Source organism: Desulfarculus baarsii DSM 2075 (genome assembly GCF_000143965.1).
In the GTDB taxonomy this organism is placed as follows: domain Bacteria; phylum Desulfobacterota; class Desulfarculia; order Desulfarculales; family Desulfarculaceae; genus Desulfarculus; species Desulfarculus baarsii.
This window is the reverse complement of the sequence record NC_014365.1, coordinates 2,757,868-2,778,192: the sequence shown is the minus strand read 5'-3', so window position 1 is coordinate 2,778,192 and position 20,325 is coordinate 2,757,868. Positions and strand designations below refer to the sequence as shown.

At 68.2% G+C, this 20,325-nt stretch carries 11 protein-coding genes; 6 read left to right on the top strand and 5 right to left on the bottom strand.

Annotated features, from left to right (window positions below):
- Nucleotides 1-177 precede the first annotated feature (177 nt).
- Genes DEBA_RS12505 through metX form a run of 6 tightly spaced genes read left to right on the top strand, consistent with a single transcriptional unit; the run spans nt 178 to nt 10,824 of the window.
- Nucleotides 178-1,761, top strand: a complete 1,584-nt coding sequence (locus DEBA_RS12505; protein WP_013259301.1) for a TolC family protein — start codon at nt 178-180, stop codon at nt 1,759-1,761.
- Complete coding sequence (locus DEBA_RS12500) at nt 1,758-3,008, top strand: NHLP bacteriocin system secretion protein (protein WP_013259300.1); 1,251 nt, start codon at nt 1,758-1,760, stop codon at nt 3,006-3,008. Before DEBA_RS12505 ends, DEBA_RS12500 begins: the two co-directional genes overlap by 4 nt.
- A gap of 27 nt (nt 3,009-3,035) precedes the next feature.
- Nucleotides 3,036-5,186 carry an NHLP family bacteriocin export ABC transporter peptidase/permease/ATPase subunit gene (locus tag DEBA_RS12495; protein WP_013259299.1) on the top strand — a complete coding sequence of 717 codons (2,151 nt, stop codon included), beginning with the start codon at nt 3,036-3,038 and terminating at the stop codon, nt 5,184-5,186.
- Nucleotide 5,187: 1 nt separating this feature from the next.
- The gene (locus tag DEBA_RS12490; RefSeq protein ID WP_013259298.1) at nt 5,188-8,058 is read left to right on the top strand and encodes an NHLP bacteriocin export ABC transporter permease/ATPase subunit; all 2,871 of its coding nucleotides are present in this window, start codon (nt 5,188-5,190) and stop codon (nt 8,056-8,058) included.
- Entirely contained in the window at nt 8,055-9,653 is a 1,599-nt protein-coding gene (locus tag DEBA_RS12485) for an AprA-related methyltransferase (protein WP_013259297.1), read from the top strand. The genes DEBA_RS12490 and DEBA_RS12485 overlap by 4 nt, the downstream gene beginning before the upstream one ends.
- Nucleotides 9,654-9,675: 22 nt before the next feature.
- Complete coding sequence (metX, locus tag DEBA_RS12480) at nt 9,676-10,824, top strand: homoserine O-acetyltransferase MetX (protein WP_013259296.1); 1,149 nt, start codon at nt 9,676-9,678, stop codon at nt 10,822-10,824.
- Here the strand turns inward: metX and DEBA_RS12475 are convergent.
- From DEBA_RS12475 to DEBA_RS12455, 5 genes are read right to left on the bottom strand one after another with little or no spacing between them, the layout of a single operon-like run.
- Complete coding sequence (locus DEBA_RS12475; protein ID WP_013259295.1) at nt 10,815-12,824, bottom strand: RiPP maturation radical SAM C-methyltransferase; 2,010 nt, start codon at nt 12,822-12,824, stop codon at nt 10,815-10,817. The two genes, metX and DEBA_RS12475, sit on opposite strands and share 10 nt — an antisense overlap.
- Nucleotides 12,821-14,854, bottom strand: a complete 2,034-nt coding sequence (locus DEBA_RS12470; protein ID WP_013259294.1) for a RiPP maturation radical SAM C-methyltransferase — start codon at nt 14,852-14,854, stop codon at nt 12,821-12,823. The genes DEBA_RS12475 and DEBA_RS12470 overlap by 4 nt, the downstream gene beginning before the upstream one ends.
- A gap of 1 nt (nt 14,855) precedes the next feature.
- Nucleotides 14,856-16,304, bottom strand: a complete 1,449-nt coding sequence (locus tag DEBA_RS12465; protein ID WP_013259293.1) for a radical SAM family RiPP maturation amino acid epimerase — start codon at nt 16,302-16,304, stop codon at nt 14,856-14,858.
- The gene (locus DEBA_RS12460; RefSeq protein WP_013259292.1) at nt 16,304-18,292 is read right to left on the bottom strand and encodes a RiPP maturation radical SAM C-methyltransferase; all 1,989 of its coding nucleotides are present in this window, start codon (nt 18,290-18,292) and stop codon (nt 16,304-16,306) included. Before DEBA_RS12460 ends, DEBA_RS12465 begins: the two co-directional genes overlap by 1 nt.
- The gene (locus DEBA_RS12455; protein ID WP_013259291.1) at nt 18,292-20,292 is read right to left on the bottom strand and encodes a RiPP maturation radical SAM C-methyltransferase; all 2,001 of its coding nucleotides are present in this window, start codon (nt 20,290-20,292) and stop codon (nt 18,292-18,294) included. The genes DEBA_RS12460 and DEBA_RS12455 overlap by 1 nt, the downstream gene beginning before the upstream one ends.
- Between the last annotated feature and the right edge of the window lie 33 nt (nt 20,293-20,325).

Below are 20,325 nucleotides of genomic sequence, written 5' to 3'. Positions count from 1 at the left end.
CCTGGGCCACGATGGCTCCGCGGGCGGGCTCCGAGACGGGGCCCGCCTTTTCGCGTCGCGGGCCGCCGGTCGCGCAAACAAAATTGTACTTTGCCCGTCTCTTTGGCTACCATGAATCATGAGCGCGCCGGTGTGAAAGGGCGCGGTTTGATTAATTTTGCGGGCTGGAGTGACGGCATGGGTTGGTTTGGCGGCGACAAGGGCGGATTGGTCTGGCCATTGGCCTTGGCCGTGGCCTTGCTGACCGTCGGCCCGCCGGCCAGGGCCGCCCAACCATCCTCGGCCCGCCCCCTGGCCCTGGTCGAGGCCGTGCGCCTGACCCTGGCCAACAACGCCAACATCAGCCTGGCCCAGCAGGACGTGGCCGCCAGCCAGGGCTCGCTGGACATCACCCGCGGCGCCTTCGACCTGACGCTCAGCTCCAACATCTCCCAGGGCCATGTCTTCACGCCCCTGGCCCAGCTTTATCGCCAGGCCTATGGCCGCACCTTCCAGACCACCAACACCACCTCGTTTCAACTCGGCGCGCAAAAACTCCTGCGCAGCGGCCTGACCCTGCAACCAAACGTCACGGTCTCGCGCATGCACGACACGCTGGATTACCCCGAACTGCCGGCCAGCCAGGCCTCGGTCAACTTCGCGGTGATCGTGCCATTGTTGCAGGGCCTGGGCGAACGGGCCGTGGGGGCCCAGGAGCGAGCCGCCCAATATCAACTGGAGGGCGTGCGGCAAGACTATCTACAGGCGGCGGCCGCCAACGTCTACACGGCGGTGGCCGACTATTGGAGCCTGCTGGAGTACCAGACCATCGTCACCGTCTACGCCGACTCGGAACAGCGCGCGGCCAAGCTGCTGGAGGAATCGACGGCCCTGGTGGAGGCCGACCAACTGCCCCGCAGCGAGATCACCAACCTGCGGGCCAACCTGGACCTGAAATCGGCCCAACGCCTCTCGGCGGCCTCCGACCTCAGCTCGGCCCAGGAAGCCCTGGCCAACAGCCTGGGGCTGGGTGACCAAGGCTTTGACGGCCCGGTGGCCGTGGACGATTTTCCCTACCAGGCCGACGTGGAATCCATCGCCGGCGGCCTGGCCACGGAAAAATTCAAACAGATGGCCCTGGCCAACCGGGCCGATCTCAAATCGGCAAAATTGAAGGAAAAATCGGCCAACGAAACGCTGGTCGCCGCCCTGGACGGCCTCAAGCCCAAGTTGAACCTGACCCTCAGCGCCGGCTACAGCGGCCTTTCCGAGGACGAAGCCTATAGTTCTTATTATCGTTCATTGGGCGACGGCGTCTACGGCCTCAACGCCGTTGGTTCGTTGAACCTGGAGTTTCCGCCGGCCAACACCGCCGCGCGGGGCCAGGTGGCGGCCAGCAGGGCCGCGCTGCAACAATCCAAGATAGTGCTGACCGACACCCAGCGGCAGGTTTTGTTGGGCGTGGCCTCGGCCGTGCGCGAGCTGCGCGCCAGCGCCCAGCAGGTCCGCCTGGCCAGGGAGGCGGTGGCCAGCTATCAACGAGCCGTGCAGGATGAGCGCCTGAAACTGAAATTGGGCACCTCGACCATCCTTGCCGTGATACAAGTGGAAGATCAGTTGACCAGCGCCCTGCTCAACGAGGCCGACGCCCGGCAGCGCCTGGCCACGGCGGTGGCGCGCATACGCTATGAAACAGGCACGCTGATCACCGGCGATCCCACCGCCGCGCGCTTCAGCGTCGGTTCGATCACCACCCCACCCCAAGCGGACGGCAGCCGGTGAACGATAGCACCGCCAAAAACAAGGCCCCCCGCGCCATCTCCTCGCCCGAGCAGCTCGATCAACTCTTGCAGGTGACCCGCCCCGGCGGCTGGATAGCCCTTGGCGCGCTGTGCCTGGTGTTGCTGGCGGCCATCGTCTGGAGCGTCCTGGGCCGCATCCCGACCAAGGTCGATGGCGTGGGCATGCTGATCAGGCCCGGCGGCGTCTTGGACGTGGTCAGCCTGGGCCAGGGGCAGGTGTCGGCCATAAAGGTTGGCTCCGGCGACATGGTCGCCCAGGGCCAGGTGGTGGCCGAGCTGTTCCAACCCAGCCTCCAGGCGCAGATCGTCAGCGCCCGCCAGGAACTGGGCCAGTTGACCAAACAGCGCCAAACACTGGGCGCGTTCTACGAAAAACAGGACAAGCTCCAGCAGCAGTTGCTCACCGAGCAACGCAAAAATTTGCGCGCGGCCATGGACGATATCGACGTGCGCCTCAACTGGCTGGAAAAACGGGTCGGCGACCAGCAAAAGCTGCTGGATCAGGGCCTGATCACCAGCCAGACCCTGATGGACACCAAAAGCCAGGTCATGAGCGCCAAGGAACAAAAGCGTCAGCACATGGTCGACCTGAAGGATCTGGAAGAAGGCTATCTGAAGTTTCAGGACCAGCAGGAGCGCGACCTGGCCCAGAGCGACTTGAGCGTCTTGCAATCGCGGGGTCGGCTGGAGCTGCTGGAGAGCGACCTGAGCCTGCGTTCACGGGTGATCAGCCAATACGCCGGCCGCGTGCTGGAGCTCAAGGCCCGCGTGGGCGCCGAGGTGGATGTGGGCACGCCCCTGTTCAGCGTCGAGCGGCTGGACAAGGATCTGGTGACGGTGGCCTACGCCCCGGCCGCCCAGGGCAAGCGCATCAAAAAAGGCATGACCATCGAGACAACCCCATCGACGGTCAAGCGTGACGAATACGGCTACATGATCGGCCGCGTCACCGACGTCAGCCCCTTTCCGGCCACCGACCAGGGCATGATGGCCGTGCTGCAAAACCAGGAGTTGGTGAGCGAATTCTCCAAGGCAGGCGCGCCGATAACCGTCTACGCCGCCTTCGAGCGCGACGGCGGGACATACAGCGGCTACAAGTGGTCGTCCAAAAAGGGCCCGCCGCAAAAAATCTACAGCGGGACAGTCTGCACGGTCCAGGTGGTGGTCGATGAACAACCACCGATCCAACTGGTCATACCCTATTTCAAGAGCCTCTTGGGGCTCTAGGCCCGAGGCGGAGGCGATAGACCCGAGATGACCAAGGCCAGAGCGCATACGCCCACGGTCTTGCAGATGGAGGCGGTGGAGTGCGGGGCGGCCGCCCTGGCCATGGTCCTGGGCTATTTCGGCCTTTATCTGCCCCTGGAGGAACTGCGCGAGGCCTGCGGCGTCTCCCGCGATGGCAGCAAGGCCGGCAACCTAGTGCGCGCCGCCCGCGCCTATGGCCTGGAGGCCCAGGGCTACCGCGCCGAGGTCGACGATTTGGCCGGACACGATCTGCCGCTGATCGTTTTCTGGAACTACAACCATTTTCTGGTGGTCGAGGGTTTTGGCAAGGACAAGGTCTTCCTCAACGACCCGGCCATGGGCCCGCGCAGCGTTTCGCTGGAGGAGTTCCGACGTCAATACAGCGGCGTGGCCCTGTCGTTCAAGCTCACGGCCCAGTTCAAAAAGGGCGGCCACCCCCACACCATCTATCGCGCGCTGGGCCAACGGCTGCGCTGGGCCAAGCCGGCGCTTGGCTTCGCGGTGATCTGCGGGCTGGCCTTGGTGACGCCGGGGCTGTTGGCGCCGACTTTTTCCAAGGTCTTTGTCGATCAATACCTCGTGGCCGGCCTGGCTTACTGGGTCAAGCCGCTGCTGGTGGCCATGGGCCTGACTATCATCATCAAGTGCTGGCTGAGCTGGCTGCAACAGCAGGCGCTCCTGCGCCTGGAGACCAAGATGTCGCTGGTCAGCTCGGGCGGCTTTTTGTTGCACGCGCTCAAGCTGCCCTCCAAGTTTTTTTCCATGCGCTTCGCCGGCGACATCGCCTATCGGGTGGGCATCAACGACAAGGTGGCTCAACTGCTTTCGGGCCAGTTGGCCACCAATATCCTGGGGCTGATCAGCCTGGTCTTCTACGCCTTGCTGATGCTGCAATACGACACGCCGCTGACATTGATGGTCGTCTGCCTGGGCCTGGGCAACCTGGCCTTGCTGAAGTACGTCTCGCGGCGGCGCAAGGATTTGAACCTGCGCTATCTGCAAGACCTGGGCCGGCTGATGGGCGTGTCGATGAACGGCCTGCAGACCATCGAGACCCTCAAGGCCGGCGGCTCCGAGTCCGACTTTTTCGCCCGCTGGTCGGGCTATTTCGCCAAGACCATCAACACCCAGCAGCGCTTCGGCGTCTACAACCTGCTGCTCTCCGAGGGCCCGGCCCTGCTCAACAGCATGGGCAACGTGATGGTGCTGGGCCTGGGCGCGCTGTCGATCATGGAGGGCGAGCTGACCATGGGCATGCTGCTGGCCTTCCAGATGATCATGGGCCTGTTTTTGGCCCCGCTCAACGCCCTGGTCAGCCTGGGCGGCACGTTGCAGGAGATCGACGGCGACATGCGCCGCCTGGACGATGTGCTGCGCTATCCCCAGGACGAGGCCTGGGCCGAGCGGGCCCCGGCCACGGCCGAGGCGGGCAAGCTGGCCGGCTACCTGGAGTTTCGCGATATCCGTTTCGGCTACAGCCCCCTGGCCGAGCCGTTGATCGACAAGCTGAGCTTCGCCCTGCGGCCCGGGGCTCGGACGGCCCTGGTCGGCGGTTCGGGCTCGGGCAAATCGACCATCGCCAAGCTGGCCTGCGGCCTGCTGGAGCCGTGGTCGGGCCAGGTGCTGTTGGACGGCCAACCCCGCCAAAACCTGCCGCGGCGGTTGATCGTCAACTCCCTGGCCATGGTCGACCAGTCGATCATGCTATTCAACGGCACGGTGCGCCAAAACCTGACCTTGTGGGACGATCAGGCCTCCGAGCGCGCGGTGGTCCAAGCGGCCAAGGACGCCATGATCCACGACGAGATCATGGCCCGCGCCGGCGGTTACGACAGCGTGGTGGAGGAGGGCGGGGTCAATTTCAGCGGCGGCCAGCGCCAGCGCCTGGAGATAGCCCGCACCCTGGCCAACGAACCCAGCATCCTGGTGCTCGACGAGGCCACCAGCGCCCTGGACCCGCTCAGCGAGCGGGGCATCGACGACAATCTGCGTCGCCGGGGCTGCACTTGCCTGATTGTGGCCCATCGGCTCAGCACCATCCGCGACTGCGACGAGATCATCGTCCTCGAGCGGGGCAAGGTCGTCCAGCGCGGCCGTCACGAGGAGCTGATCGCCGACGCCCAGGGGCCCTACGCCAGGCTGATTCAGGCGGAGTGAAATGACGCCGGAAACCTTGGCATATTTCGTCCAGAAAGGCCAGACGCTCACGGTCGGGGCCAATCAGCCGGTTCGGCTGGATCAGGGACCGCTGGCCTGGTTGGTGCTGGAGGGCGCGCTGGACGTTTTCGCCATGCGCCTGGAAGGCGGACAGCCCGCCGCGCCGCGCCGCCACCTGTGGCGGTGCGGCCAGGGTCAGGCGGTCTTTGGCCTGGGGCCCGAGCAGTGCCGGGAGGTGACCATGGTCGCCGTGGGCATGCCGGGGACAAAGTTGCTGGGCCTGGCGCGGCCAGGGCTTTTCGGCGGCGGCGAGGATCTGGCCGCCGCCGCGCTGATCGACGACTGGGTGGCCGGCCTTCAGGCCGGTTGCGCCCCGGAGCCGCCGCCGCGCCAAGCGACGCTTCTGGAGCCTGGCGCGCGGCTGGAGCTGGCCGCGGCGACGGAGGTCATGGCCGGCCGGGCATTGGTCTGGGCGCGGCTGGCCGAGGGCGGCGGCCGTTTGCTGGGCCAGGCGCTGGGCCCGTTGCCCGCGCCGCTGGCCCCCGGCGTCTGGCTGGCCCTGGACGGGCCGGCCGTGGCTCGAGGTTTGTCCACCAGCCGGATGGCCGAGGAATATCCCGGCCTGGAGCCGCTGGACGCCTTCCACGGCCTGGCCCTGGCCCGCCTGGCCGAGTTGGAGGAGCGCGAGCGATCCGCGCGGCGCGAGCGGATGCGCCACGATCAGCAACAGTCCGCCGCGACGATGAACCAGGCCTTTGGCCGCCTGGGCCGGGTGCTCCAGGGCGCGGCCGACGAGGCCTTCGGCGTGGCCGCCGGCGATCCGTTGCTGGCCGCCTGCCGGGTGGTGGCCGATCACCTGGGCGTCAGCCTGCGCGCGACCGGCGAGCCCCTGCGCGGCCTGGAGCCGGCCGAGGCCCTCAATCGCCTGGCCCGCGCCTCGCGGGTGCGCCTGCGGCCGGTCAGCCTCTCCGGCCGCTGGTGGGAACGCGACAGCGGCGCTTTCATCGCCTTTGCCCAGGATGACGGCCGGCCGCTGGCGGTGGTGCCCCTCTCGCCCAAGCGCCACAAGCTTTTCGACCCGACCAACAGGCGCAGCGTCATCGTCGACGAGGCCGAGGCCAAGGCCATGGGCCCGACGGCCCTGAGCATGTACCGGCCCTTCCCGCTCAAGGAGCTGACCTGGTGGAGCGCCTTCAAGTTCGGCGCGCGGGGCCTGTCCGGCGACGCCTGGATGGTCTTTGGCGTGGGCGTCTGCGGTGGCCTCTTGGGCCTGATCTCGCCCATCGCCACGGGGTTGGTCTTCGACTCGATCATCCCCAGCGCCGAACGTTTTCAACTGGCCCAGATGACGGTCGCCCTGATGGTGGTGGCCGTGGTGACGACCATGCTGCACGTCACCCGCGGCCTGGCCCTGCTGCGCGTGGAGGGCCGCATGGACTCGGAGGTGCAGAGCGCCCTCTGGGATAGGCTCCTGGCCTTGCCCGCGCCGTTTTTCCGGGGCTACACCGCCGGCGACCTGGCCAACCGGGCCAACGGCGTCAGCGCCATGCGCCGCATCCTCTCCGACACCATCCTCAACTCCGTGCTCACCGGCGTGTTTTCGCTGTTCAGCTTTTTTTTGCTGTTCTATTACGATTGGGCCCTGGCTTTCATCGTCAGCGGCGTGGTGCTGTTGGCCATCGTGATCACGGCCGTGCTGGGCTGGTGGGAGCTGAAATACCAGCGGCCCATGACCGACCTGGAGGGCCGCATATCGGGCCTGGTCTTGCAGTTGATCGGCGGGGTGGACAAACTGCGGGTGGCCGGCGTCGAGGAGCGGGCCTTCGACTCTTGGACCGCGCTGTTCGCCGAACAGAAGGAACTGGCCTACAAGGCGCGCCAGATCCGCAACATCCTGGCCACCTTCAACGCGGGCCTGCCCATCTTGGGCACGGGGCTGGTTTTCTATTGGATGGTCTTCCACGGCCACAGGCTCTCCACCGGCGACTACATGGCCTTTTCCTCGGCCTTTGGCGGCTTTCTCTCGGCCATGCTCTCGATGACCACCAGTTTCATGTCGGTTTTGCAGATCATCCCCCTCTACAACCGGGCCAAGCCGATCCTGCGCGCCATGCCCGAGTTCGACGACAAGACCTCCGACCCCGGCCCGCTGCGCGGCGCGGTGGAGATCAGCCGCCTGAGCTTTCGCTACGACCCCGAAGGGCCGTTGATCTTAAACGACGTCAGCGTCGTCATCGAGCCCGGCCAGTTCGTGGCCCTGGTCGGCCCCAGCGGCTCGGGCAAATCCACCCTGGCGCGCATGCTGTTGGGCTTTGAGCAGCCGACTTCGGGGGCGGTCTATTACGACGGCCAAGACCTGGCCGACCTGGACAAGCAGGCCGTGCGGCGGCAGATCGGCGTGGTGCTGCAAAACGGCAGGCTCACCCCCGGCGACATCTTGTCCAACATCGTCGGCGCCTCCAACCTGGGCGAGGACGAGGCCTGGCAGGCGGCCAAAATGGCCGGCCTGGACGCCGACATCAAGGCCATGCCCATGGGCATGCACACGGTGATCAGCGAGGGCTCGGGCACGCTTTCGGGCGGCCAGGCCCAACGTCTGCTCATCGCCAGGGCCATCGTCAAAAAGCCGCGCATCGTTTTGCTCGACGAGGCCACCAGCGCCCTCGACAACCAGACCCAGGCCGTGGTCACCAGCAGCCTGGAAGGCCTGCGGGCCACGCGCATCGTCATCGCCCACCGCCTCAGCACCGTGCAGCGCGCCGACCGCATCGTCGTCATCGACGCCGGCAAGGTGGTCGAAAGCGGCTCTTTTGACGAACTGATGGGCCGCCAGGGCCTGTTTTACCAACTGGCCAAGAGGCAACTGGCGTGAGCGAGGCCGCCGCGCGCATCTGGCCCAAGGTCTGCCACCACCTCAACGGCATGGCCCTGGCCCCGGCCGTGGCCGCCATGGCGCGACGGGGCGTTCTGGCCGTTCTGGACGCCGCGTCGGAGCCGCTGGCCGTGGGCGAGCTGGCCGCCGGCCTGGGTCTGCGTCAGGGCTATCTGGCGCTGTGCCTGCGGCTGTTGGCCTCGCAAGGTTTCGTGGCCGTCGAGGCCGACCGGGCGGCGCTGACGCCGTTGGGCCGGCAATGGCGCGGCGCGGCCATCGCCTACGACCTGGCCCCGGAAGCCCTGGCCGCCGCCGGCGATCTGGCCGGCTGGCTGGCGGCCGAAGGGCCGGAGCCGGCCCAAGCGGCCCGCTGGCGGCGTTTGTTGGGGCCGGAGGCCGCCGGCCAAGGCGCGGCCCTGGCCGAGGAGGGCGCGCGGCACGTCCACGGGGCCATGGTCGCGGCGCTGATGCGCGCCTTTTGCCTGCGCGGCCTGTGGGAGCCCCTGGTCGCGGCCGGGCGAGCCGGATTGGCGCTGGCCGAGCTTGGCCTCAACGCCGCCGCGCTGGGCGCGGCCTTTGATCTGCTGGCGCGCCAGGGCTGGGCCTGGATCGACGGGCCACGGGCCGGCCTGAGCGCCGAAGGGGCGCTGCTGGCCGACTACGCCCCGCAATACTTCGCGCCGCTTAGCTATCTGCCCACCTTTCGCGCGCTGGATGACTTCCTGACCGGGGCGGCCACGCCAGAGGATCTGACCCGCGACCACGCCGGGGCCGAAAGCCACCTCGACCGGCGGCTGGACATCGAGTTCAGCGGCCTGGTGTTCAAAAAAGGCTGCGCCGAGCCTTTTTTCGCGGCGGTGCTGCCCGTTTTCGATCAGCCCCTGGAGCGCCAACCGGCCTGCGTGGTCGACACCGGCTGCGGCGACGCCACCTTGCTTGTCGAACTGCATCGGGCCATCGCCAGGCGCACCCTGCGCGGCCGCCATCTTGGCCAAAAGCCTTTGATCATGGTCGGGGCCGAGTTCAACCCCCAGGCCCGTCAGACGGCGGCCCAGCGCCTGGAGCGGGAGGGAATCAGCCACCTGGCCATCGACGGCGACATAACCGACCCCGAAGCCCTGGCCAGGCGCCTGGGCGGATGCGGCCTGGACCCGTTCGACGCCCTGCACCTCAGCAAATCGGTGGCGCACAACCGCGCCCTGACCCAGGCGCCCGATCAATGGCCGGCCGGGCAGTGGCCGGCCCAGGGCCTGTTTGTCACGCGCGGCGGCCGGATCGTCGCCCCCAAGGCCATGGCCCACGACCTCACGGAGTTTTTCCGGCGCTGGCTGCCCCACGTCCGGCGTCACGGCATGGCGCTCATCGAGGCCCACACCGTCGAGCCGGCCGTGGCCGCGCCCCATCGTCACCGGCACTTGATCACCTGCACCGAGGCCTATCACATCCTGTCGGGCCAATACCTGGTCGACGCCGGCAGCCATCGCCGGGCCTACCAGGAGGCCGGCTTCACGGCCGTCAGCCAGGCCGACCTGGGCCGGGCCATGGTTGGCCAGGCGTTGATGAGCGTCGATTTTCTGCGCCCGGCCCAAGCCTGAGGCGGCGTTGAGGACGATATCCATGATCCCGCGACAAGCCGACCGCCCGTGGCCGCTGGTCCCGCCACGCCGCGCGGATTTCGACGAACCCCTGGAGCTGCTCTGCGGCGCGCGCCTGGGGCCCTATACGCTGGCCTACGAGGAGTACGGCCCGGCCTGGGCCAAGGCCGAACGCGCCATCCTGATCTGCCACGGCCTGACCGCCACGGCCCACGCCGCCGGCCGCCACCACCCCGCCGACCCGAAACCGGGCTGGTGGGATCTGGCCATCGGCCCGGGCAAGGCCATCGACACCGACAAATACTACGTGCTCTGCTCCAATGTCTTGGGCGGCTTCGGCGGCAGCACCGGGCCGGGGTCCATCGATCCGGCCACGGGTCGGCCCTTTGGCCTGCGCCTGCCGCCGCTGACCGTCGCCGACATGGTCGCGGCCCAGGTCCGCCTGGCCGACCGCCTGGGCGTCGAGCGCTTTCATTGCGTGATCGGCGGCTGCATGGGCGGCTTTCAGGCCCTGGAATGGCTGGCGGCCCACCCCCAACGGCTGGAGTCGGCCATCGTCATCGGTTCGGCGGCCAGGGTTTCGGCTCACACCCTGGCCCTGTGGGAGGTCATTCGCGAGGCCATCAGGCGCGACCCCGGCTTCAACGGGGGCGACTATTACGACGGCCCCGCGCCGGCAAGCGGCATGAGCCTGGGCTCGATGTTTGGCATGATGATCTGGATGAGCAAGGAGGTGATGGAGCGGCGCTTCGGCTTGCGCACCATCGACGGCGGCCCGCCGCGAATCAGCCTGGAGCCCCAGTTCGCCATCCAGGAATTTTTCCAGAAAATCGGCCAAGGCGGCAGCGGTGGCGTGGACCCCAACTCGCTGATCTACCTGACCAAGGCCATGGATTTTTTCGACCTGTCCAGGGGCCGCGACGATCTGGCCCAGGCCTTTGCCGGTGGCCGGGCCAAGGCGCTGTTGGTCAGCTATCGTTCGGATTGGCGCTATCCGCCGGCCGCGTCGGAGCAACTGCGCCAGGCCATGGCCCAGGCCGGCCTGGAGGCCAGCCACGTGGAGCTGCAAAGCGACTTTGGCCACGGCGCCTTCATCTACGACGCCCATGGCGTGGGCCGGGTAATGGCCGATTTTCTGGCCGAGCTGGCCCGGCGCGGTCCTCAGACGTAGTCGACCAGGGGGATCGGCGCGCTGCCCATGGGAAAGCTTTCGCGCGTGGGCAGGGCGGGCGGTGGGCCATTGGTGGCCAGGCCCAGGTATTGGCCGTCCAGGGCCAGCACCAGCTTGCGCCGCGCCAGCGAGGCCAGGGCCTGGGCCAATTGGCCTTGATCGGCCGCGGCCCCGGCCCGCTCCAGGCGCGTGGCGATGCGCTCCAGATCGCCGGCTTGGTCGCAGGCGCGCAGGGCCCGGGCCTCCAGGCCCTCCAGCGCCAGCCGCGCCTGGGGCGCGCAGGGCCGCGTGTCGGCGATGACGATGCGCTGGCCGTCGTCGTCCATGGTCAGGCTGGCTTGCCGCTTGCCGAAAAAGGCGGCGTGCCACAGGCCCTGGCAGCGGCGCAGGGCCTCCACGCCGGCCGGCGCGGGCGAGTGGCGGTGGTAGGCGCGGCCCGGCCGGGAGTCGCGGAAATAATAGGCCAGGTCGGCCAGGGCCTCGCCGCTCAAGGGATAAATCTTGCCATAGGCCTCGAAGGGCTCGATGGCCAGGCCGTGGGCCGCCGGGTCTTGCTGGTATTGGCAAAAGCGGTCGTAGCGGATGCGCTTGACGCCCTGCACCGGTTGCAGATGGTGGATCAGCGGCAGCCAGCGCGCCGTTTCCTGGTGCCAGGCGTCGTCCTCGCCGGGAAATCCCACCAAAAGGTGCCAGATCACGAAAATGCCGGCCTGGCGGCACAGCCGCAGCATGCGCACATTGTCCATGACGCCCACGCCCTTGTCCATGAGCGCGAGCATGCGCGGGTGCAGGCCCTCGATGCCCGGCTGGACCCAGCGCACGCCGGCGGCGGCCAACAGCTCCACCTGCTGTCGGTCGAGGTTGGAGCGCGTCTCGAAAAACAGTTGGCAACGATCGCCCGCGTCGGCCTGGGCCAGGCGGGGCAGCACTTCCTTCCAGAAGGCTTTGCTGATCACCGTGTCGGTCAGGCCAAAACGCCGCACGCCAAAGCGCTGGGCCAGGGTTTCGATTTCATCGATGATCCGGCCCGGCGACTTGGAGCGGTAACGATTGCCGCAGCCGTTGAGCCCGCAAAAGGTGCAGCGGCCCCACCAACAGCCCCGGCTGGTCTCCAGCATCAGGCCGGGGACGATCCGCGCGCCGGCCTGGATGCGGCCCAGGGTTTCGAGGAACTCGCCGTAGTCGGGCACGGGCATGGCGTCCAACTGCGAGGTCAGCAGCCGGGGGATTTGGCGGCGCTCCCTGGGCTGGCCGGCCAGGCGGTCGGCCAGGCGGCGGTCGATGGCCCCCTCTGGCAGGGCCTCGGCCGGATAATGGCGACCGTGGGCGATGAGCAGGCCGCACAACTGGGCCATGATCGAATCGGCCTCGCCGGAAAAGGCGATGTCCAGCCAAGGGAAGTGGTGGACCGTGGCCAGGCCCATGGCGTCCTCGCAGTTGGCCCCGCCGATGATCGTCACCACAGCCGGGGCCAACTCGCGCACGCGGCGCAGCAGGGCCAACGAGGCCACGTGTTGCTCGAACGACGAACTGCAACCGACCACTTTGGGCCCCTTGGCCACGATGGCTTGGGCCAGCTCGTCGACGAACCGGCCGGCCTGTTGGCGAACCTGGCCAAACATCCGCGTCATCTTGTCGATGGAGTCGGGCCCCGGTTGGCGTTCGTAATAGCGGCAAAAATAGCGGGCCAGGTGTTCCAGGTGGTGGCTCATGTCCGGCTCGAAGCCGGGAAAGGCCGCCCCGGCGAAGGCCCAGTCGCCGATCATGTCGTAGCGGTGGCCGATGTTGAGGAAACGATAGGCGTTGACGCCGATGAATTCGGTAAAGAGCAGGTTGGCGTAGACGGCCTCGCAGCTTATGCCGGCCTGGCTCAGGCTGGCCTTGAGCACGCCCAGGGCCGCCGAGGGGCACTCCAGGCTGGCGAAGGGCATGGTCGCCAGGATCACGTCGACCTGCTTGGCCGCGAGCAGCGGGCCGTGGCTTTGCGTCTGGCTGGTCATGGGCCCTCCGTGGCGGACGCCTGGCCGGCGGCCCGGCGGTTTTGGTCGTATTGCCGGGCCAGGATATGGCCGCCGGGCTGCTGCCACGCGTTGGGCAGGGCGTGGGCAGGCGGCGGGGTGGCCAAGGCCAGCAGTCGGCCGTCCAAAAGCAGAGCGATTTGACTGTCTTGCAGCCGCTCAATGGCGGTCTGGATCGCGGTGGCGGCGTGGCCTTGGGCGGCCAGGGCGGCGCGCAGGCGGCCCATGGTCGGGGCCTCAGCGGCCAGTTGGTAGGCGTCCGCCTCCAGGCCGTGCAGCAGGGTTTCCCGCTCCGTGGCCACGGCGCGGCTGTCTTCGATGGCCAGGCCATCGTCAATGGGCCTCATGATCAGGCGCGGACGCTCCTTTTGGCCCCAAAAGGCCTTGCTCCAGCGCAAAAAGGCGTGCTCGGCCGCCTCCAGGCCCTGGCCGTAACCGAAAAACGGGGCCAGGGGGTTGAGGGCGAAGCTCTCCTCGGCCGGCGTTTCGAAATGATAGGCCAGCCGGGCCAGTTCGGGCGCGGGCAGGGGATAGACGTAGCGATAGTCGGTCAGCGGGGCCAGGTCCAGGCCCAGCGCGGCGGCGTTTCGCCAATAGTGGCTGAAGCGGTGGTAGGAAAAGCTCATGAACATGTTGGGCGGCTCGAGGTGGTGCAGCAGAGGGATGATGCGGGCCATGTCGGCGTACCACTCGTCGCGCTCGCCGGGAAAGCCGTGCAGGATGTGCCACACGGCGCTGACGCCGTTTTGCAGGCAGGCCTTGAGCGTCTGGATGTGCTGCCAGGCCTGACGGCCCTTGTTCATCAGGGCCAGGCAGCGGCTGTCGAGGCTTTCGACGCCCGGCTGCACGCACATTACGCCGGCCCGGCGCAGGGCCGCGGTTTTGGCCGGGGTCAGGTCCGAGCGCACCTCGTAAAACAGGCGCACCGACTCCATCCACGGCGCTTGGGCCAATTTTGGCAGAAAGCTTTTGTAATAGCCGGGGTCGATGACGTTGTCGCACATGCGCACGCGCCGCGCCGGATAGGCCGCCAGCAGCGCGCGCAGGCCCTCCAGGGCTTGGGCCGGTTTTTTGCGCGTGTAGCCGCCGCCGGCCACGCCGTTCAGCCCGCAGAAAGAGCAGCCGCCGCCGGGCCGGCAGGCCCACCAGCAGCCGCGCGAGGTCTCGAAGGGCAGGCACACGCCCATGGCCTCGCGCAGGGCTGGTTTTTGGTCCAACTGCTCGAAATAGTCGGCATAATCAGGCGTGGGCGAATCGTCCAACGAGGCGACCACGGCCCGGGGCGCGGCCCCGTCGGCGGCCTTGGGATAGCCTTGACGGCGGTGGGCCGGGCAGAACACGCCGTGGGGCAGGGCTTGGGGCGGCGCGTCTGGGCCGTGCCGGAGGATCTGGCCCATCAGCGGGCCGATAAGCTCATCGGCCTCGCCCGAGACGACGTAATCGACCCACGGGAAATTGACGTGGGTGGCCAGGCCCATCTCGCCCTCGCAGTTGGCCCCGCCCAGCAGGGTGACCACCTCGGGCGCTTGAGCCTTGACCGCGCGCAACAGGGCCAGCGAGGCCACGTGTTGCTGAAAGGTGCTGGAGCAGGCCACGACCCTGGGCCCCATGGCCAGGATGCGCGGGGTCAGTTGCGCCACGAAGCGGTCGGCCTGGTCGCGCAGGTTCAGCAGGCCCTGGCGGAAACGCTCGGGGTCGACGGTCAGCTCGCGGGCCGGATAGCGCCGCACCCAGCGCTCGAAGACAAAGCGCAGATAGCCTTCGTCGTCGAGGCGCTCCGGCCCGAAAGCGGCGTGGGCGAAGCTCCAGTCGCCGGCCAGCCAGCGGCCGCCCTTCATCACCTGATATTGCACGCCCAGGCCGGCCATTTCGGCGAAATCCAGGCAGGCGTGGACCGTGCGCGCCGAAAAGCCCTGGCCCTTGAGGATGGCCTGCAACAGGCCCAGCGCCAGCGACGGCGAGCGCAGATCGACATAGGGCATCAGCACCAGGCAGCAATCCAGGCCGGCCATGCTAGCGTTCTCCGGCTGGGGGGTCGTCGTCCAGCAGCCCTCGCGCGAAAAGCGCCTCCAGCGCGGCCATGGCCTCCAGCGGCCCCACGCCGGCGGCGGCGGCCTGGTCCAGCAGCGCGGCGGCGTCCCATTTGCCCTGGGCGGCCAGGCCGGCGACCCGGGCCAGGGCCGGCTCGGCCGGCAGGCGCATTTTGGCCGCTGCGCTGGTGAATTCCAGGGCGTGGGCGTTATGGCGCAAAACCACGCCGTGGCCTAGGCCGATGGCGCGGCCGGGCGGCGGGCTCTGGGGCGTCAGGCGTTCGGCGGTTTGTTTGATAAAGCGGCCCACGTCCTCGGCCGTGGCGAACGAGCCCTCGGCGTGGAGGCGATAGCCCCTGGGCCAGCGGTCGGAGGCGGCGCAGGGGCTGAGCAACTCGATGGTTTGCTCGGCCATGTTTAGCTTGAAGCCGGCCAGGCAGGCGGTGGTTTCGCGTCGGGGGTCGGTGGCTCGGCCGGCCAGGCGGGCCTCGGCCGCTTGACGCGCGGCCAGCCAACGGCCGCCCCGCCTGGCCCGGCCCGAGCGGCTTTTGGGGATGGCCGAGGCCTCGTTTTGCGCCAGGCAGTCGACCAACAGCAGCTCCAGCGGCGAAAAAGCGGCGTGGATGGCCGCCAGCATCTCCAGGCTCAGCACCGAAAAGCGCAGGCCCGGCCGGCCGTCATAAATGGCCAACAGCGCCCTGGTCCAGCCGATGTCGCCGGTGGCGGCGGCGGTGGTGGTGGGCCCCGGTCGGCCGGCCAACGCGGCCAGATCGGCCAGCAGGTCCGGGTAATCAGGGTTGTCGGCCGGCTCGCTGGCCCAATAGCAGGGCGCGTTGGCCAAGGCCGCCGGCCCCAGAACCTCGGCGCAGGCCGCCAACGTTTCGCGCCACAATTTGGCCCCCCGGTCGTCGCGGCGAAAGACCGCCGAGAGCCGAGGCGCCTCCAAGGCGCAGAACCAGCAGCCAATCGAGCAGCCCTTGCTCAGTTCAAAGGCCAAGACGGGATAGTCGAGCCGGTTCGCGAAAGGGCCAAGCTCCAGCGCGCAACGGGCCATCTGCCGGTCGCGCCAGGCGGCCAGGGCCGGCGGCAGGCCAGCGATGGCCCGCAGCCGGGCGCGGTGGGCGGCGTGAGAGCGCAGCCAGCGGTCCCACAGCGCCAGAAGCGGCGTGTGGGCCTTGGGCCAAGGGTTGAAGCCGTCGCGCCACAGCGGGCTCAGTTGGGCCGCGTCCAATTCCAGGCCGCGCCCGGCCAAGGCCCGCCGGCCCTGACCGGGCGTCTGGCCCAGGGCCGGGGCCAGGCCGGGGTCGGCGGCCAGCAGTTCCACCAGGCGCTTGATCTGGGCGATCAGCTCGCGCTGGCCGGCGTCGGCCCAGGCGAAAAGGTCTTCCGCCGCCGTTTCGGGGGGCGGGGCCATGAGCGCCGCCAGCGTCATCAGGCCGACTCCAACTGGGGCTTGGTCAGGCGCGCCAGCAGGTCCATGTCCAGGCTGCCGCCGCCGAACTCCTCCCACGGGGCCTCGGGCGGCGCCGGCTCTTCCAGGACCAGGCCCACCAGCCGGCCGTCCAGCGCCGCCACCAGGCCCCAATCCAACAGCGCCTCCAGCGCCTGGCCCCAGCGGTCGGCGGCCATGCCGGCCCCCAGCATCTCCTGGCGCAGGCGCTCCTGGCGAGGCGCGTCGTTGCAGGCCAGCAGCAGGGCCATTTCCGGGCCGTTGATGCGCCGGGCGGCGAGTTGGGCCATGGGCCGGGAGTCGTGCAGCAAAAGGCCATCGCCATCGGGCCGCATGGACAGCATGGCCGGGTTTTTGGCCGAAAAATAGGCCCGCCGCCACAGGGCCACCTGGCGCATCAGCTCGATGGCCGCCTGGCGCTGGAAAATGCCGGCCAAGAACGGGCTGGCGTCGATGGTCTCGCGGTCTTTGTCCGTGAACGAATAGACCAGGTCGGCCAGGTCGGCCTCACCCACCGGGAAGATGGCCTCGACGATGCGCGGCGGGATGATTTGCAGGCCCACTTCGGCGGCGTTGGTGACGTAATAACTCAGGCGGTCCAGCCGGATGCGGCAGACCGTGCCCGGCGGCCGCAGATGGGCCAAAAGCGGGGCCAGGCGGGCCATCTCCTCCAGCCACTGGTCCTGTTCGCCGGGCAGGTCGTAGAGCAAGTTGTAGACGCAGCAGATGCCCAATTGACGGCACTGCTTGACCACGTGCACGTTTTGCCAGGCCTTGACGCCTTTGTTCATCAGCTTGAGGTGCTCGGTGTGAAAGCTCTCGATGCCCGGCTGCAAATAGGTGAAGCCGGCCTTGGCCAGGGCCGCCAACTCGGGCCGGGTCAGGTTGGACTTGATCTCGATGAACAGGCGGTAGGGCTTGGGCCGCCGAGCCAACTCGGGCAGGAACTCGGTGAAGTAGCGGCGGTCCATGAGGCTGTCGGTGAACAGGAAGCGATCGACGCCGTAGGTTTGGTGCAGGCTGTCCAGTTCGTCGAGCAGCTTGCGCGGCGGCTTGCTGCGAAAGCCGCACTTGCGGCCATCCAGCGAGCAGAAGCGGCACTGGCCCCACCAGCAGCCCCGCGAGCTTTCGACCAAAAGGCCCGGGCTCAAGGCGGCCTCCAGGGCCGGCACGCGCTTTAGCTCGCTGAAATAATCGGCGAAATCGGGCACGGGCAGCGCGCCCAGGTCGGCGGTCATGGCCCTGGGCCCACCGTCTTCCAGGGGCGGATAGCCCGACAGGCGGTGGCCCGGCGTCAAGACGCCCTCGGGTTGCTCTTGGGGCGGCAGGTCGCGGCCGTGGGCCACCATGCCGCGGACAAGGTCGCTGATCAGTTCGTCGGCCTCGCCCGAGACGACATAGTCCACCCACGGGAAGCAGCGGTGAGTGGCCAGGCCCATGGCCGCCTCGCAGTTGGCCCCGCCGATGACGGTGACCACGGCCGGGGCCAGCTCGCGGATGCGCCGCAACAGGGCCAGCGAGGCCACGTGCTGGGTGAAGGTGGACGAGCAACCCACCACGCGCGGGTTCGTGGCCACCACGCGTCGGGCTGTATATTCGACAAACTCCTCGGCCCGGCGGCGCAACGACCAGGCCTTTTCGCGGAACCTGGCCAGGCTCATGCGCATGTAGATGGCGTTGCGCTGGCGCACCTGCTCCAGATACTCGTCGTGGTCGGGGGCGTGGTCGGGAAAGGCCGCCCCGGCGAAGACCCAGTCGGGCAGGGCCTGCTCGCGCGAGCAACTGTTGACCCAGACGTCCTCGCTGTAGGTCACCAGCCGAAAGAAATCCACATTGGCGTAGATCACCCGGCACGAAAGGCCGTCACGCCGCACAATGGCCTGCAACAGCCCCGGCGCCAGCGTCGGCCCGGTGGGCCGGCAAAAGGGCATGTTGACCAGGCAGAAATCCAGGCCGCCGCGCCTTTCCATCAGTGGCCCCCCGCGGCCAGCCGGGTCTTGCGCGCCTGCCAGAAGGCGTTGGCCGAAAAGCCGCCCAAGGGGAAATCGGCCAGCAGGGGGTATGGTTGCTTGGGCTCCTCGATGGCCAGCGAAAGCAGCCGGCTGTCGATGGCCAGGCTCAGCTTGTCGGCCAGCAACCGGGCCACGGCCGCCTCCACCGCCGCCGGGTCGTGACCCTGGGCGGTCATTTCGGCGCTCAGGCGGTCGCGGCGCTTGGCCGTGCGGCAGTCCAGGTAAATTTGGCGCTCCAGGCCGGTCAGCGGATGCCGTGGCGCGGTGGCTATGGCCCTGGTGTCCTCGATGACCAAACCCTGGGGCGACTCCCGCATGATCAGCCTGGGCCTGGGCTCGCCCAGCCACTCGGCGCGCCAGCTTTTGTAGGCCTGGCGGGCCAGGTCGAAGCCGCGGCCGACGATCAGCGGGGCCATGGGGTTTAGCCGGAAGGCGGCCCGTTGTTTGTCATCGAAATCGTGGGCCAGGTCGTGGATGGCCTCCGGGCCGAGGGGGTAGACGAAGGCGTAGTCGGCCAGCGGCTCCAGGTCCAGGCCATAAAGCTCGGGGTTTTCGCGGTAGTGGCTGAAGCGGTCGAACTTGATCATCGTAAACAGCACCGGCGGCGGCAGGTGGTGCAACAACGCCATGTCGGCGGCCATCTCCTCGTACCATTGGTCGCGTTCGCCGGGCAGGTCGTAGAGGATATGCCAGACCACGTAAACGCCCTCTTGCAGGCACCACTTGAGCAACTGGATGTTTTGCCAGGCCTCGCAGCCCTTGTTCATCAGGCGCAGGCACTGGCTGTGCAGGCTCTCGACCCCGGCCTGGATGTGGTGAACCCCGGCGCGGCGCAGGGCGGCGATCTGCTCTGGCCCCAACAATGAGCGCGTCTCGTAGAAGATGCGCAGGCCATCGGCCCAGGGCGCCTCGGCCAGCTTGGGCAAAAACGTCTTGAAAAAGCGCATGTCCATGATGTTGTCGGCCGCGCCGATTTTTTTCAGGCCATAGCGCTCGACGATGCGGCGCAGCACCTCCAGCGAGCGCTCCACCGGCTTGGCGCGGAACTCCTTGCCCTGGCCGCACAGGCCGCAAAAGCGGCAACCCGGCTTTTCGCCCCACCAGCAGCCTCGCGAAGTTTCGTAGGGCAGGGCCGGGCTGATCGAGGCCTTCAGGTCCGGGCACTGGTCTAGGGTCTGGAAATAGTCGTCGAACTCGGGCACTACCCAGTTTTCGAAGCCGCTGGCCGTGGCCCGTGGCGCGCGGCCGTCGGCGGTGACGGGGTAGCCCTCGCGGCGGTGGATCGGGCCGAAGGCGCCGAGGGGCAGATCGGCCGCCGTGGCCTGGCGGCCCTTGGTCAGGGCCAGGCGCACCAACGGCGCGATGATGTCGTCGGCCTCGCCCGAGACGACATAGTCGATCCAGGGAAAATGGCGATGGGTGGCCAGGCCCATCTCGGCCTCGCAGTTGGCCCCGCCGATCATCGTCACCAATTCGTAGGGCGCTTCCTGGCGCAGCCTGCGCAGCAAGGCCAGCGAGGCCACGTGCTGCATGAAGGTGGAGGTGCAACCGACCACCCTTGGCTTCAGCGCCAAAATTTGGCCCGTCAATTCGTCGAGGAACTCCTCGGCCTGCTGGCGCATCCAATATACGCCCTGGCGAATGCGTCCGCCGTCGACGTCGTGCAGGCTGTAGGCGCTCAGCGTGCGGCAGAAGTAATCCAGGTAGGCCTCGTCGTCGATGACGTGGTCGGGAAAGGCCGCCCTGGCGAAGCTCCAGTCGCCGATCATGGTGCGGGCCGCCGCCTGGGTCACCAGCGAATAGAACCACGGCCCGGTTTTTTCGGTCTGCAACAAATTGGCGTAGACGCTTTTGACGGAAAAGCCCTCGCGTTTCAGGACGCCCTGCAAAAGGCCCAGGCCCAGGGAGGGCCGCTTGAGGTCGGTGTAGGGCATGTTGACGAGGCAACAATCGAGCATGGCGCACACTCCGCTATCAGCCCCTGGCGTCGC